The organism is Kitasatospora sp. NPDC059462, assembly GCF_042749955.1.
Taxonomy (GTDB): domain Bacteria; phylum Actinomycetota; class Actinomycetes; order Streptomycetales; family Streptomycetaceae; genus Kitasatospora.
The window spans coordinates 1-15,258 of the sequence record NZ_JBHYUU010000092.1 but is presented as its reverse complement, the minus strand read 5'-3'; the positions used below and the strand labels follow the sequence as shown (position 1 = coordinate 15,258).

General features: G+C 69.7%; 8 protein-coding genes. 1 reads left to right on the top strand and 7 read right to left on the bottom strand.

Going from position 1 to position 15,258, the window contains the following annotated elements:
- Position 1: 1 nt before the first annotated feature.
- The 4 genes from ACFXAM_RS22415 to ACFXAM_RS22400 form a co-directional block, all read right to left on the bottom strand.
- Complete coding sequence (locus ACFXAM_RS22415) at positions 2–364, bottom strand: hypothetical protein (protein ID WP_380293895.1); 363 nt, start codon at positions 362–364, stop codon at positions 2–4.
- Between the two features lie 903 nt (positions 365–1,267).
- The gene (locus tag ACFXAM_RS22410; protein ID WP_380293893.1) at positions 1,268–1,765 is read right to left on the bottom strand and encodes a hypothetical protein; all 498 of its coding nucleotides are present in this window, start codon (positions 1,763–1,765) and stop codon (positions 1,268–1,270) included.
- 413 nt (positions 1,766–2,178) lie between these two features.
- The gene (locus ACFXAM_RS22405; protein WP_380293891.1) at positions 2,179–2,589 is read right to left on the bottom strand and encodes a hypothetical protein; all 411 of its coding nucleotides are present in this window, start codon (positions 2,587–2,589) and stop codon (positions 2,179–2,181) included.
- Between the two features lies 1 nt (position 2,590).
- On the bottom strand, positions 2,591–10,432 hold the full coding sequence (locus tag ACFXAM_RS22400; protein ID WP_380293889.1) for a DNRLRE domain-containing protein: 7,842 nt from the start codon (positions 10,430–10,432) through the stop codon (positions 2,591–2,593).
- Between the two features lie 1,042 nt (positions 10,433–11,474).
- On the opposite strand from ACFXAM_RS22400, the gene ACFXAM_RS22395 reads away from it, so the two are divergent.
- Positions 11,475–11,666: a hypothetical protein gene (locus tag ACFXAM_RS22395; protein ID WP_380293887.1), complete on the top strand. Its 192-nt coding sequence runs from the start codon at positions 11,475–11,477 to the stop codon at positions 11,664–11,666.
- 71 nt (positions 11,667–11,737) lie between these two features.
- Here the strand turns inward: ACFXAM_RS22395 and ACFXAM_RS22390 are convergent, their stop codons facing one another.
- From ACFXAM_RS22390 to ACFXAM_RS22380, 3 genes are all read right to left on the bottom strand, one after another.
- Entirely contained in the window at positions 11,738–12,379 is a 642-nt protein-coding gene (locus ACFXAM_RS22390; RefSeq protein ID WP_380293885.1) for a hypothetical protein, read from the bottom strand.
- A 703-nt stretch (positions 12,380–13,082) separates the two neighbouring features.
- Complete coding sequence (locus ACFXAM_RS22385) at positions 13,083–14,294, bottom strand: hypothetical protein (RefSeq protein WP_380293883.1); 1,212 nt, start codon at positions 14,292–14,294, stop codon at positions 13,083–13,085.
- A gap of 240 nt (positions 14,295–14,534) precedes the next feature.
- Entirely contained in the window at positions 14,535–15,119 is a 585-nt protein-coding gene (locus ACFXAM_RS22380) for a hypothetical protein (RefSeq protein WP_380293881.1), read from the bottom strand.
- Between the last annotated feature and the right edge of the window lie 139 nt (positions 15,120–15,258).

Sequence of the window (15,258 nt, the reverse complement as noted above, 5' to 3'; positions counted from 1 at the left end):
CCTAGGGGAGTTGAGTGGCGCTACCTGCGGCGGCGAGTACACCGGAGAGCAGTGGTCCTACCCTGCCGGCGCCGCGACCGTCAACGTCGCGAACGTCGAGAGCGACACCGCGCACCGAAGGGAGCTCGACCACCTCCTGGCCCGCCGGGCCGGGGAAGCCGAGGCCATCAACGCCCTCACGCGCCTGGGCGCGCTCGCCGGGCAGGGCTTCGTCGTCCTGCCGCCGGCCGACCGGCGCCTGTACGCCGACGCCGAGCTGTTGCTCCGCCAGTACCAGGGGCACGAGCTCGGCCTGGCCGACGCCGTCAACACGGTCCTCGCCCGGCCGCTCCAGCGCCCGGCGATCCTGTCCTTCGACCACCACTACCGCGACATCCTCGCACCGCCGAAGGCATCGCGGATCGGGTGTTCTCGAAGCCCCCGTCCGTGCCACGCGGCCCTGAGCCGTACGGGTTCCACAGATCTGACCGGGGCCGAGGCACCTCGAAGCCGGTCGCGAATTGCCCGGGGCGGTCGGCCGGCCGACGATGCTCTGCTGGGAGTTGGCGTTGAGGGGGCGAGAGAGGGCAGGGTGTCACCATGTCCGAACGCCGTGACCGTCGCCGTCTTCACGCACGCGCCCGAGCTCTCGGGGTCCCCATCGAGCGGGCCGGCCGCCGGTATTCCCCTCGTCCCGGGTCGCCAGGCGCGGAACCGGGATGGCCGCGTACCGCGGTGCCGGACCGGGACGAGACTCCCGTCATCGTCCAGGCGATGCCTACGGCACCGGTGGCGTGCTGCACGGTCTCGCGCGAGCGGCAGCTCACGGACGGCGGGACCGTGGTGGTGCTGACCCGCCACACGGCCGACTGTCCGGTCTGGTCCGCCCGCTGACCACAGGCCGGTACCTGCTCCTCGAGCGCCTGGAGACCGTACGCACGCTGGCGAGCGCGCCAGCCAGCTCCGCCCGACCGCCACCACCCCGGCCCGCGAAACGGTGAACGCCCGATGACCCCGAACACCGGCGCCGATCTCGCCCGCACCCCGCTGCGCGCCGCCCGCCAAGCCGCCCGCGCCAACGGCACCGCATTCACCCCACGCACCGCCCTCGCGGTCCGGCCGGCCACCGCAGCACGGTGTGGCCCGCGCGAGCCGGAGCTCCTCGCAGAGGTGTTCTTCTCGGATAGACCTCGGCCGCAGAGAGGCCCTCTCTGCGACCGAGGTCGGGGTTGCCGAGGGCGACGCCTGTCAATGAAATCGCCTTCGCCCCTATCTCATCTATCCTAGATCACCAGGCGAGATCCCACGCATCACTGAAAAGGATTCGAAACAGAGGGCCTTCCTCCATCGGACCTCCAGGCCACTCCGGGAATTCCACAGGAATCTTCGACTGATCCCCCGAGACGATGGAGAATCCCCACTGGCATATCAGCGCGAAGATTTTCTCCTCATCCCTTTCGAGGCCATCCACGATCGGCGTGAGAATCACTCTCGCCGACCACCGATGGGCTTTCGGCGCCCTAAAGAGCATGGCATAGGGGCCGACCATGGACAGGAGAAGGTGCCAGTTCCCCGAGCTTGACGAGATTTTGCAGTAGAAGCACACATCTTCGTCGAGGTGAGTATTATCCTCAACTTTGGAAAACTCCGAGATCCGCTCCATGAGCCGCCTGTAGGGCTGACGCTGGCAGGCGCGAGCAGCGAAGGAGAAGTCCGGGCTGGTGAGAGAGCCGTACGCGATGCGCGCGTCCGCCAAGGCCGAGGAAAGAAGGCTGCCGTTCTCCATCTGGCCTGCTTTCCGAATCAATTCCATGGGGTTCCGTGGATCTCCATCTTACCGGTTTTTTGTTCCGCTTCCCTGTCACCCGGACCTTGTGCTGGGGCTTGGGCCGCTTGTTCGGCAGGCCCCAGGTGGAGAGCCACAGTACCCAGCTCAGCACTGACCGGTGTGATGTGTTTCAGGCGCGGATGCTCGGTGGGCCAGGCGGGTGTCGTAGACGGTGATGAGTACCGTGGCCGATTCTGTCCCAAGTTTCTGTGTTCCGAGCCTCTCCCCCCGACACGCCTACGTCACCGGCACCGTCCTCCACGTCGACGGCGGCGGCCGCCTGGCCTGAGGCACCCGGCGCCCGGAGACACCTCGGCCGCGGAGAGAGTTCTCTCCGCGGCCGAGGTCAGTACGCGTCCCGGGCAGTACTCCTAGCGGGGATCCAGAATGCTCCGCTCCCAGTCGGTCGGATCATCCAGGTAGGTGCGGCTGTCGATCCACTCGCCCTCGGGAAGCACGACCCGGAGTGAGAGAAGCCGTCGGGAGCGGTTGAACGAGAGTCCGACCTCCCGGCGCACGATCAGGTCCAGGAACTCGAGCACCCGGTGCACGGGGACCACGTCGAACACGTACTCCTCGAAGAGCACCCTGGCCTCGCCCCGGTCCTCCCGCACCATCACGATGAACTCATGACCTGCCGAGTGCTCCAGGTGGAAGTCGACGACCCTGGGATCCACCACGGCCTCGACCAACTCGACGTCGGGATAGTTCCCCGACCGCTCGACGGTGGCCACGAGATCCTCGACTGAGACAATCGGCGAAGTCCTGCCCGGTTCAGTCATGCTACCTCCATGGTCCGTTGAACAGGTCGACCTTGTGTCCCGCCACCTTGAGCCGGAACACCGCCCGGGCCTTCTGCTTCTTCTTCGAATGCGACTGCCCGGGGTGAGCCCGGTACTTGACGTTCTTGCCCTTGAAGTTCGTCCGGACGCTCCAGCCCATGGCCCACCTGCTGTCCCTTCCGGGCGGGTTCAGGAGACCGGGCTTCTCGGCTCCGGCGACCGTGTCACCGAACAGCCTGGACTTCTTCCCGATGATCGGCATGTGGAAGACCCGCACGCCCACCCTGGAGTCCTTGAAGATCGCATTCGGCTTCGACGTGGCCTTGGAAGCCGCCACGATACCCGCTTTGACGCCCGCCTTGACCGAGGCCTTCACGGTGGTGACGGCTGCGGCGGCGACCTTGACCACCGGTCCGGCACCCACGACGGCCGCGACCGCCGTGATGCCCATCTCCGCAGCCTTGGCCCAGTTGCCGGTGGCCGCGTAGGACACCGAGGAGACCGCTGCCGAGATTGCGCCGATGGGTCCGGGGATGTTCGAGGCGACTTCGGCGACCTTGGCGACCACCGTCACCGTCTTCTTCAGCCACTTGGGCATGCCCCAGTTGCCGTCGAGGTCGGTGCAGTTGACCGGATCGCCGGTGCAGTAGTCGTACGGGCTGGCGTTGCCGCCGGGGACGGGGTCGACCTGGAGGAAGCGGCCGAGGGCCGGGCTGTAGAGGCGGGCACCCATGAGGATGTCGCCGTCCTGGGCCTCGGCGGAGCGCTGCTTGCCGCCCAGCCAGCCGTAGCGCACCGCGGCCTGGCCGTCCTGGGGGATGCCGAACTCGTCGAAGTCCAGCACCACCGGCTTGGTCAGCGCGGTGTCGGTGGTGATGACGACCGAGCCGAACAGGTTGGTCAGCTGGAGCTTGACGTCACCGGTCCTGCTGGTGGTGGCCACCAGGTCGGAGTCCGGGCCCGAGACGTTGCGGGTCAGGGTGCCCTGGGTGGTGTCCTCGATCGTCCAGCGGACCTCGTCGGAGTCGTCGCCGTAGTGGTTCAGCTTCGAGGTGGCGTTGGCCCAGGAGCCGTCCGCCTGCTTCTTCGAGGTGGTGAACGCGGTCAGGCGGTGGGCGGCGTCCAGTGCCCACTCCTGCTTGGTGTCCCCCTTCTCCTGGGCCGCGACCTTGTCGTTCGCCCAGTAGGTGTTGGTCGCGCCGGTCGCCGTGGTCACCGTGCGCCCGAAGGCGTCGTAGGTGAAGCCCGCGTCGGTGAGGCGGTCGGCACTGTCGTAGCTGTGGTTCTCCGCCACCGCCCCGCCGGTGCTGCATTCGCCGGACGCGCCCTTGGGGGACGTCTGCTTGGACAGGCGGTTGGAGTGGTCGTCGAAGGCGTACTGACGGGTGACGCAGCCGGTGGCGACGGTGGACTGCTCGGCCTTCACCAGCCGGCCGAGCCGGTCGTACCGGTAGGAGCGGGTGGCGGTGGAGCTGGTGTCCTTGGCCACCTGGCCCTGGGTGGAGATGTCGGTGGTCTGGGCCCAGATCACCTTGTTGTCGGAGGTGCGGGTGTAGGTGCGGCTCGTGGCCTCGCCGACCGCGTTGGTGGTGTCCTTGCGGACGATGCCGCCGGGGTAGGTCTGCTCGACCAGCTGGCCGTCCGGACCGTACTTCGCGGTGAACTCACCGGCGACGCTGTCGTTGACGGAGGTGACCAGTCCGCGCGGCTCCTTGGCCCGGTCGTAGGTGTACGTGGTGAACCCGGTGGGGTCGGTGACCTTGACGGGCTTGCCGAACCTGTCGAACTCCGAGGTGGTGGTGCCGCCGTCGGCGTCCGTGTAGGAGATCAGCCGGCCGAGCTGGTCGATCACCCGGGTCAGCGACTTGCCGCCTGCGTTCGTCTTCACGATGTCGCCGGTGGCGGGGTCGTACTCGGTGGTGACCTTCGGCAGCGCCTTGCCCTCGTCCGAGGTGATCTCGGTGGAGGTGATCCGGTCCGCGCCGTCGTAGGTGGTGACGGTCTTGCGGGACTTTCCGGCGTTGGTCTCGGTCACCTCCTCCGGCTCGCCGAACGGCGAGTAGCGGGTGACCCGCTTGACCGGCAGCGTCGTCGGCATCCGCGACGCGTCCGCACCGGTGATCGCACCACCCGGACCGGTCACACAGGCCAGGCCCGCCCACTCCGGACGGTTGGCGCACAGCGCGTCGTCCGGGTTGGCACCGGCGGTGTAGTACACCGCTTTGACCGTGCCCGCGTCGGTCCCGGTGGAGCCTGGCTTGCGGGACTCCAGCGCGCGCCCGGAGGCGTCGTACTTGACCGTGGAGGTCAGGTTGGCGCCCAGCGCGTCCGTGGTGACCGAGGTTGCGGTCTTGAGGACCCAACCGGACGTACCGCCGATCGGCGTGCCGTACCCGTTCTTCGTGACGCGCAGCTCGACGTCGTCGGCGTAGCCCTCGATGCGGGCGCCGTCGGTCTGGGTGGTGACCAGGTGGTACGCCTGGCCGTCGGGCTTGTTCTCGTCGTAGGTGTTGGTGTTGTGGTCACGCGCCACCACCGAGGTCCCGGCCGGGAGGGTCGGGTTGACAGTGGCCTTGGTCAGCGTGACGGTGTCCAGGCCCGCGTGGAAGCGCTCGCCGGTGCTGGCGGTGTTGGTGCCAGTGACGGTCACCTTCAGCTCGTGGTCACCGCGCGCCAGGTGGATCGACTGGCCGACCGTGTACGGGGAGATCGAGCCTGCGGGGTTGGCATCGAAGGTGTCGATCGGCTGGCCGAGGTTCTGCCCGTCGATCGCGAACTGGATGACGCCGTGGTCGTTGAACTGGGTCAGCTGGCCGGAGAGCAGGTAGTCGCCCTCCTCCGGCACACTCACCCGCATGGTGTCGAACGCGCCGGCCTGGGTCCCGGCCAGGCTGAGCTGCGCGCCGCCGGACCAGCTCAGGGCGCCATTGTTGTTGACTACCCGCACGGGAGCGGTGGCGCCGAGCTGGGGCAGCTTCTCGGCCTCCGAAGTGACAGTGACCGGTGTGGTCTGGCCGTTCACCTGCTCGGCGAGCGAGGCGCGGTAGACCGGGCCGAGCGTCTCGACGACGTCCAGGCCGTCCGCGCTGTAGGTGGTGCGCGAGTCCAGCAGCCGGGCCCGGGACGCGGAGTCCGCGGGCAGGTTCAGCTCGGCGGCGAAGCGGTCCGCCTCGGGGTGGGTGCCGAGGGCGATGGCGCGGTTGGTCGCTTGCAGGGTGCGGACGGCGTGGCCGTAGCGGTCGTACTCGGTGGTGTCGATGTCACCACCGGGGGTGACGGACGGGCTCGCCGTGTTGACCTCGTTGCCGGAGGCATTGAGGTAGTGGACGGTGGCCGGCTTGTAGCCGTCCTTGCCCGGCTTGACCGCCGTGGCGGTGTTGACGCCCGGGTCGTCCTCGGGACCGAACACGGCGGTGGCGTCGGTGGGAGCGTCGGTCTGCGCCCACTTGGCCACGTCCGCGCCGGACATGTCGTAGGGGCCGCCTGCCGCGCCGCCGGTGAGTGGTACCTCGTAGACGACGTTGGTCGCGACCTCGCCGTTGACCTGGTCCTTGCTGCCCTGCGCCAGCGCGGCGCGGCGGACCTTCAGCAGGCGCCCCGGATCCTGGTCGGCTGCGGCCTTCCCGTAGTCGAAGTTCCACGGCAGCTCACCTGCGGCGGTGATCTTGGTGACCCGGCCGTCCGCGTCGTAGCTGTACGTCGTCTTCAGGGGCTGGGCGAGGCGCGGGTCCCAGACCTGGGCGATGCGGCCCTTGTCGTCGTAGGCGTAGTGCGTGACCTCGACGGCCTCCTGCTTCGACGTGGCCGGGTTCCACGACCAGACCTTCGCCGAACGGATGCGGTCCAGGAAGTCTCCGGGCGTCGCCGCGGTTGCCGTGGTGACCTTGGCGTAGTCGTACTCCATGACCTCGCAGCCGCGCGGCAGCGGGTTGACGGTGCAGTGGTTGGCGTCGTCCACGCCCGGCTCGACCGGCGGGATGACGCGCTTTACCAGCGAGCGGCCGTCGGTGGTGTCGTACTGGTACCGGGTGGCCGAGGCGGCCTCCGGGCCGATGTCACTGACGACCTGGTAGATGCTGGAGCCGGCCTGACGGGCGAACACTGTCTTCGAACCGTCCAGTTCGGACAGCTCGTAGGTGGTGCCGGCGGTCTGCACGTCCCAGATCTGGTAGGCGCCGCGCCAGCAGGTCCAGATGGTGCCGCCCAGATTCGCGTCCAGGCACTTGGACGACTGCTGGTTGACGATCTGCCCGTCGGCCAGGACCTCCCACTTCTGGTTGGCGCCGGCGTTGCAGTCCCACAGCACGGTCCGGGTGTTGTCGGTGGTCACCCCCCAGGGGTTGTCCAGGCACTTGCCGAGGATCTGGAGGCGCTGCTGGTCGTCGCGGGTCCACTGCTGGTTGGCGGCACCGGTGCACGGCGCGGCCTGCAGATTGGTGCCGTTGTTGGCGACACCGTTCGGGACCTCCAGGCACTGCCCGGTGGCGGCGAGGACGAGAGCACCGCTGGTGGCTGGTACGGCCTTCAGGGTGAGCGACTCGGCGCCCGGCTCCGGGAAGAGGGTGCCGTCGGTGCCCTTGGCGAAGGTGAGCGAGCTGTCGTCGTTGCCCTTGATCTCGACCAGGTCGGACTGCGGGAACGACAGCGAGCGGTAGTCGGATCCGGCGCCCGCGTCGGGGCCGCCGGCCCACTGCGGACCGAACGGCGCGACGATCTCCTTCAGCGAGAGGTCGTCGAAGAAGACCTCCTTGCCGGATGCGGCGAAGCCGTTGACGAGGCGGAACCAGGCCTCGGTGGCGTCCTTGGGGACGGTCATGTCGACAGTCAGCTGCTGCCAGCCGTCCGTGAACGACGCCTTCGGTGACGGCACGTTGGTGTAGCCGGCGGGCGTGCGGTGGACGCCGACCATACGCAGGCCGATGTCGGCGACGTCGGGGTTCAGCCCGGTCGCGCCGGGGACGTAGATCCAGCCGGTGAGGCGGTACGTCTTCCCCGGCTGCATGTTCTGGCTGAGGGTGTACTCGGTGCCGATCACTCCGAAGGAGTTCTGGTTGCCGTAGGTCCTGACCAGCAGCGAGTCGGTGGAGCTGTCGTGGCCGCGGACGGTCGATCGGCTGATGTCGGCCGGACCTGCGGAGAACCCGGCCGTGTCGGTGCCGATCTGGCGCTGGTTGGCGCTCAGGCGCTCGCCCTGCGGCTGCCAGCCGCGTCCGAGGTCGCGCGAGGAGGTGGTGCGGGTCACCGACATGCCGAACTCGTTGGCGTCCGTGACGTCGGTGGAGTAGTCGCCGGTGAGCAGGTTGACCGAGCCGGGGCCGATGCCCGCTCCGGCCGCGCCGTCCGCGTTGCGGTCGACGGTGAACGTGTTCCACACCGTCGCGTACCCCGCGCCGGAGCCGTCCTCCGGGAACAGCTTGGCGCGGACCTGGACGACGCCGCCGACGTTGCCGAGCGTGTCGATGACGGTCCAGTTGGCGTGCGGGCCGAGGTCCGCGAGACGCGGCTTGTCCTCGGTGACCGGGGTGTTGTCCGCCTTGGTCAGGTTCGCCCGGGGCACCGTGTACTCGGTGGCGCCGGGGCCGCGGCGGTACTCGTAGACCACGCGCTTGAACTGGGCCTGGGCGTCCACGGCCAGCTTGACGCGCTTGGCCGCCTGGGTGCCGTTGACCGGCGAGGCCAGACCGGCCTGACCGACCTGGAAGGTGTAGACGGCGGGCGGGGACAGGTTGCCCGCACGGTCCTTGGCCTGCACGCTGAGCACGCGCCGGCCCTCGGTGGTCGGGGTGATCGAGGTGGTCAGCGCCGCGGTGGCGTTGACCGTGACCGGGGTGCCGCCGTCCAGCGTGTAGACGTAGCCGACCAGATCGTCGGTGCCCTGCGGGGGCGTGAAGGTGAACGCGCCGGCCTGGTTGGCGGCGCCGTGCCACAGCGCGTCCGACGGATAGTCGGCGGAGGTGACAAACGGAGCGCCCGGCTTGATCGTGTCGGCGACCAGTGGCGTCTCGGTCCAGTTGGAGCGGGCGTGGGCGTCCTCGACCATCGCCCAGATCGAGTACTGCACGCCCTCGTCGAGCCGGGCGATGCCGAAGTCGGACGCGCGGACCGTCGCGATCGCGCCGTTCGGCGTGTCCTTCACGATGCTGCCGAGGAGCTGACCGGCGCGCCGCAGCTCGAAGTAGACCTTGACCTGCTCACCGTCCGCGTCGACCGCCTGCACCTGAAAACGCGGGTTGGCATCCGAGGTGTACTTCGGAGTGCCCGGCTGCGACGGCAGCACCTCGACCGTGGCCGGGGTCCCGGGAACGGTGTTGTAGGTGATCGAGATGTACGGCGGGGCCCCGCCCTCGGCGGAGCTGAACCGCTTCCAGGAGAGGTCGCTGTTCTCGTCGGCGGCCCTCAGGCCGATGCCGTACTCGAAGTAATGGTGGTCCGCGAAGCGCTGGATCAGCTTCGTGATGTCGGCCTGTGCCCACACCGAACCGTCGGGGCGGGTGCACTGGTGGGTGTCATCGGGATCCTCGTCGAACGTGTCGTTCGATGTCGCCCACTTCTGCCCCCACGTCGGCTGGGCGTTCCAGCGCGTCCACCAGCCCGCGCCCTGTGCGTCCCAGACCTCCCACTGCTTCGAGATGCACGAGGAGGAGTGGTAGTTGTACAGGTGGAGCTTGGCGTCCAGGATCTGCTTGCCGCTGAAGTCCGCGCTCGGGATCGTCAGGAACGAACGGGCCTTGGTCGTGCCGTCGTAGCTGCCCAGCTTGAGGTCGACCGACGACGAGACGTCACCGGTCTCATTGGTCTGCACGTAGGTGTCGTAGGTGGACACGACATCGACCGGTGGGTCGATGGTGACCGGGTACTGGGTCTTCGCGTCGGCCAGGAACGCCGCGTCAGGGGTGAACACCAGCTCGGTGTCCGCGCCCTGACCACGCACCTGCATCGTCACCGGTGCACGGTTCAGGTGCTCCTGCGAGGCCTGGTCGATCGCAGCGTCCCACATGGTCGGTGTCGGGATCTTGACGGCTGGCTTGCCAGTGGTCTTGTCCAGCAGTTGGACCGAACCGTCCTGCTGGGGGGCGACGTTGAGGCCGGTGGTGTCGAGCGGGATCGTGACCGTTCCGGTCTGCGAGACGGCGGAACGATCCTTCACGATCAGGAACTGCTCGAAGCCGGTCCGGGTCGCCTGCAGGACCAGGTCGACGCCGGGGCGGGCGTCGGCATAGGTCGCCTTGCTGCCCTCCAGCTTGGGCTTGGGCAGCCTGCCCAGCCAGCCGAAGGAGACCTCCTGGTCACCGGAACCGAACGAGACCAGCGGGCGCTCGGCCGGAGCCGGCCCGGCCGGATTGGCCAAAGGGCTCGACGGGGCCGAGGGCTGGTCGGCCGACGGGGCGGCAGAGGCGCCCTTGGCCGCACCGGCCCCGGGAGTCGTCGGCAGGCTGTCACCCACTATCACGCCGGCGTCCCCGCCAGCGAAGACCAGGCCCTCCGGATGCGCCTTCGGTGCGACCTTGCCGTCCGGCGTCTGCACCAGGGTGGTGTCGATGGGCACCCAGGCGTCGCCGACCTTCATCCGCAGCGGGCCGGTGGAGCGCTCGGAGGTCAGCGTCCCGTCCGGGTTCGCCCACAGGGTGACGAACTCGGTACGGGCCCCGGTGACCTCGATCCGCCGTCCCTGGAGGCGGGCCGCCAGCAGCGCCGACGCCTCGTCGGGCGCCTCAGCCAAGGGGGATGGAGCAGCGGAGGGAGTGTTCGGCGTGGCCTCGGCCGGGGCCGCCATCAAGGCGTCGATCGCGACACCCGTCTGCACCAGCAGACCGAGCGTCAGGACACTCGATATTCGGCGCATCCAGCGCGATGAGAAAGCCCCGGCCGCGAACGCGGACGAGGCTCGAGAGTGTTGTGACATCGATCCTTCTGAAATGTCGCCAAAGAGCTTGAACGGTTTGTTCGAAGCCGAAGCACAACCTCTCACTCACAGCTCCCTTCCAGTGAGCGTTCAGGTGACGATCAGATAACAGATCGCAATCTAGCCGTGACACTGAGTGCCCTTTGCCGTCGATGGAGAGCTTTCGACGAGATCACTACCATTGCCGTCATTCAGATGCTTTGACAGCTTCGGTCGTTGACTGGCCGTTGCTTGGATGTTGCCTGGAAAACACCCATGCACCAGGGCACAACCTTCACCTCGACCGGGGCTCGCGATGGCCGCCGTCCAGGGTTGGGCCCTTAGGACCGCACAGGGCACGACGCGCGACAACTGGGTCCAGTTCGTCGGTCCGGAGCAGGCCGCACACTGCTACCCGGCCTGGTTCAACGCGGCCACCCGCACCCTGCCCGTCACCCGTGACTCCCCGGCCCACCAAGTTGCGCCACGAGCAGTACGCCATCCTGGCCACGCCCAACGCCCCTGGAGATCCGCATCGGTCCGGCATCCACTACCCCGCAGCCCGAGACCGAACCGGCTGCCATTCCCATCCAGCAGCAGCCCAGCCAGGTCCCCACTCCGGTCGAATCGCCGCCGCAGCTTCGCCAGCCGATGCGCGAGCACGCCGCCCGCCAGGCCGCGGCCGACGAAGCGGCCGCCTCCCGGGAGGAGATCCTGCGCCAGCACTACAACAAGCTTCGCGAGCCGGAGAGCACCCACCGTCCTCCAACGGAGGACGAGAAAAGGCCCCGGGCCGAGGCCGCCCGGGCCCGTGAACTCCTCGCACGTCACCGCACAGCTCTCGCCGTCGCCCGCGGCCACGCCGCTCCGTTGCGCACCGCCGCCCCACCACCCGCTACCGTCGGCCCTGCGGACAGCCGCTATCCAGGAGGACCCCGAAGGACTCCGCGACCTCCCGCAGGCCGCCTACCGTGTCCCCACCAACCGCCTGGAGGGAGACGTCATGACCAGACCGGTCGTCGCCGCGATTCTGTTCGATGCCACCTGGTGGGACGCAGCAGTGGAACCCGCACCCGCCCCTCCCTGTGAGCCGGTCGCCGACTGGCGGCTGCTGCGCAGGTTCCTCGACGACAACGGCTACGGCGATGTCCGCATCAACACCAGGCGGGACGGCAGTATCAATCTCAGCCGGTAGGCAGGTGCGGCGTCGGCGCCCCGGGCGAGCACTCCCCGATGAACGCGGGGCCGGATACCGGCCGGGGGACACTAGGAGGGAGGCTGCCGGTCGCCCCACGCAGGTGCGTGACCGGGCGGGGGCCAGTACTCCGCGTAACCGGGGTAGGGCCACTGTCGGCCGATCCATTCGCATTCCGGTATTGGCCCCTCCCAGTCGTCGTGGCACCGGTCCTCCCACCCCCGGCCCACCATCACCGGTCTGGTCGTCACCCTGCCCGCCACCTCCTGCACCCTCAGGACCAGGCCGATGCCGGCGGCTCCGGGATTGCCCCGCGGACCGTAGGACACACCGAGCACCCCGCAGTCGGAAGCGTGCAGCCGGAACCGCTCCAGATCGGCCGGCACGCACGCCGTCAGCTCCCGCCCCCAGAGCATGACCTGGGGCCCGCGGGCCGCGTCGACGGCGACGCAGAACAACCCGCCACCGATGAAGTAGCCATACACGGCAGGCTCCGCACACTCCGTCCCGAACGCCACCCCCACGGTGTCCGGCTCCGACGGTCCGGCCTGGAACCGGCACAGCTCACTCATATCCGGAAGCACCGCCGCAGCCTCGGCGACCAACATGCCGAACCGCAGCGGCCCCACGCCATCCAAGGGCGTCAGCTCCCACTCCACCTGCACCCGCAGCCCCGCAGCATCTCGGCGCCGCGCCGCCCACTGCCCAGCCATCCCAGCCCCCACTCCAATCCACGGGCTCCCCCAGCAGCCAATTCGCCGGGCATTCCCCACGCAAGTGCGGGAAGGACCTCACGTCGTCGACGAACGAGTATCCGCCGTACGGCTGCCCTACGGGTACCGGAAGGACGTCCGAGCCTCGGTCAGGTACCGGCCCGCGGGCAGACCGCCCCCTGCAGACAGGGGGAGGGCGCCTATGCGCCACCAGCGGGCCACCTGTCCCGGCTCACCCCCGCCTGCGCGGGGAGGACAGCGCCGGGGCGGGCGCCGGGGGCTGCTGAACCGGCTGACCTCCGCCTGCGCGGGGAGGACCGGACATGCGGTGTACCTCCGGGTTCATGGGCCGGCTGACCCCCGCGCTCGCGGGGAGGACGACCGTCACCGGGACCGGACCGGCGGGGGCGACGTCCTCCCCGCGCAGGCGGGGGTCAGCCGGAGAGCTGACGATGCGCGAGGGATATCGGCCCTGGGGATGCTGGCCGGTTCATGGCGCTTCCCGGACCGGCCGCGCCAGGGCCACGGTGGCGGGGTCATGACCGGCTCCCGTCCGCCGCACCGTCACCAGGCCGGGGTGCTGGTGCGGTGGCCACCGCGTCGCTCTCGCCTTCGCCCGCGCCACCCGGGCGGGGGCGATCCCGCTGCGCACCGCCGGGCGTGCGGTATCCCGTGCCAGTGCGGCATGAACGGACGGCTCTGGTCATCGCTGAGGCGTGTCGGGCCACTCGACTGGGGGCTCGATGGCAGCGAGGTGAACCGTCGGGGCGTAGTCCGGGCGGGGCGGAATGGGCACCGTCAGCACGATGGGCGCCTCGACCGCGGCGGCCTGGGACTGCCCTGCGGACTGTTCGAGGGCTTCGGCCGGCGCGGCGCCGGCCCGCTTGTCTGCGGCAGGCACTGGGGCGGGTGGCGTGGTCCGGGGCCGTGCGGGTCTGGGCTGCCGCCGGGCCGGGCCCTGGGTCGGCCGGGGGAACGTGGGCGGAAGCGGGGCGGGACAGGAGATGCCCTGGGGTGCTCCGGTCACCGGGTCGGTGTCCCAGAAGGCCAGCTGCCAGTGGGCCTCGACCCACAGCCGGACCTCGTTGGCCTCGGCCCAGACGCTCCAGGTGCCGATCGCCAGCACGTGGCGGCCGGGCTGTAGCTCTTCCATCAGCTTGGGGTGTGCGGTGCGCAAGCGGACGTTGAAGGTACTCCCGCCGTCGTGGGAGCGCTGGCCGGTAGCCAGGGTGGCGTAGGCGTGATGACCGCCCGGTTCGAAGGTGCGCTTGACGGTCCCGTAGAAGGCCACCAGGTGGCGCGGGCCCGGGCGGCGGGTCAGCACCTGGTGGAGGCCGGCCGCGGTGTCGGGGTGGTAGCAGAAGCGGTGCCAGGGGATCGGCTTGGTGCTGTCCCCGTAGACGATGCGGAACAGCTTGACCGCCTCCGGGTCGAAGTCGTGCAGCTGGAGGAAGTGCACAATCTTCGCAGCGGAGTTCAGCGCGGGTGGGATCGTGGGCCGGGCGGTGGTGAAGGTGAGCGAGCGGCTGCCCGCAGCGGCCTCGCCGTCGGCCGGCTGGGGCAGCCGGGCCTTGGAAGCGCCGAGGTCGCCGGGCATCACCAGGCGCAGCCGGCCGCCGTCCTCGGCTTGGGCCAGGCCGCAGGAGCCGCGGGCGATGGCGGTCAGCACCTCGACCGGGTTGTACGCGCAGCCGGCCTCGTGTTGGTGTCCGCCGGCGAGGCGGAAGTGCGCGCCGACCTTGGTGGGGTTGGGCCCGTCTTTGCCCCGGAAGTGGGCGCCCACGCCCTCCACTCTGCTCGGGCAGTACCGGCAGCGGAGCGGCTTGGCGTTCTTGGGCAGCGAGGCGATCTTCGACGCCCGCACCGGTACGCCCTGGCTGGTACGTGCTTCGAGCATCTTGTAGCCGACGGCCATCGCAGTGCTGCCTTCCCGAATCGTGCGTGGTCAGATCATGCCAAACCAAGGCCAGCGGCGAGACCGAATTCCATGGCCTGCCCGTGGTTCAGCGGGCGTCGTGGGCCCGGCGCGCAGTGACCAGGTGGCGCCATCTCCGGGCTGTCCCAGAACCACCCCATATCGGCCCCTCCGTCGCGTGCAGTGTCGGGCGGTGCGATCCTCAGGTGCAGCGGACCAGGGCCGGTCCGCGCGCTGCCCCTACCTGAATGGTCCGCCCGGTGAAGCCGACGGGAGCTGCCGCAGGAGGTGGTGGTAGCCGGTGGCGTCCCGGACCAGGGACTCCAGGTGGAGAACGGAGTGCACCGCCGCCAGCTCGTCCTCAGCCGGGTTCATGGTGTGCCGCAAGGAGCCGGACACCGGCCTGGCGCCGGCCAGCGCCGTCCGCAGGGCCGGGACGTCGACCCCGGGAAGTGCGCCGGCCTCCGCGGAGGCGAGAGCGCTGCGCAGGATGTCCATGTCCGCGCCGCGGACGTCGATCCGGGCCGGCGCCGGGTTCAGGTCCGGTTGAGGTACCGGGTCCTGCTGAAGGGCCCGGTAGGTCAGGACGGTCCGGCCGAGGCCGGTGATCCGTGCCGCCCAGTCCGGGCGCGCGTCGTCGGCGGCGAGGAGGGCGGCGAGGACATCGTCGGGGGCGAGTTCGCACAGGCCGTGCCCGGCCAGGCCCCGCACGATCGTGGCGGCGCGGTACCGCTTCCCCAGCGGCCGCGTACCCGTTGCCCAGCCGTCCTCGCCGTGGTCCGCCAGGTCCTCCAGCACGATCCACTCGTCTCGACGGAGCGTCACTGACCCCTCCCGCATAGTGATGGCCGGCGGTCATCCTTCCACGGCCGGTGCCGTGCTGTACGCGAGAGCCCACAGACCCCGCTACCGGTGTAATGGCTTCGGGGAGCCCCGGGCACCGTCAGATCTGACGGTGCCCGGG

Bases quoted from the DNA above. Each gene is read 5' to 3' on its own strand.
- ACFXAM_RS22390 (WP_380293885.1), bottom strand. From the start codon at position 12,379: ATGGCTGGGCAGTGGGCGGCGCGGCGCCGAGATGCTGCGGGGCTGCGG.
- ACFXAM_RS22385 (WP_380293883.1), bottom strand. From the start codon at position 14,294: ATGGCCGTCGGCTACAAGATGCTCGAAGCACGTACCAGCCAGGGCGTA.
- ACFXAM_RS22400 (WP_380293889.1), bottom strand. From the start codon at position 10,432: ATGCGCCGAATATCGAGTGTCCTGACGCTCGGTCTGCTGGTGCAGACG.
- ACFXAM_RS22410 (WP_380293893.1), bottom strand. From the start codon at position 1,765: ATGGAGAACGGCAGCCTTCTTTCCTCGGCCTTGGCGGACGCGCGCATC.
- ACFXAM_RS22395 (WP_380293887.1), top strand. From the start codon at position 11,475: ATGACCAGACCGGTCGTCGCCGCGATTCTGTTCGATGCCACCTGGTGG.
- ACFXAM_RS22405 (WP_380293891.1), bottom strand. From the start codon at position 2,589: ATGACTGAACCGGGCAGGACTTCGCCGATTGTCTCAGTCGAGGATCTC.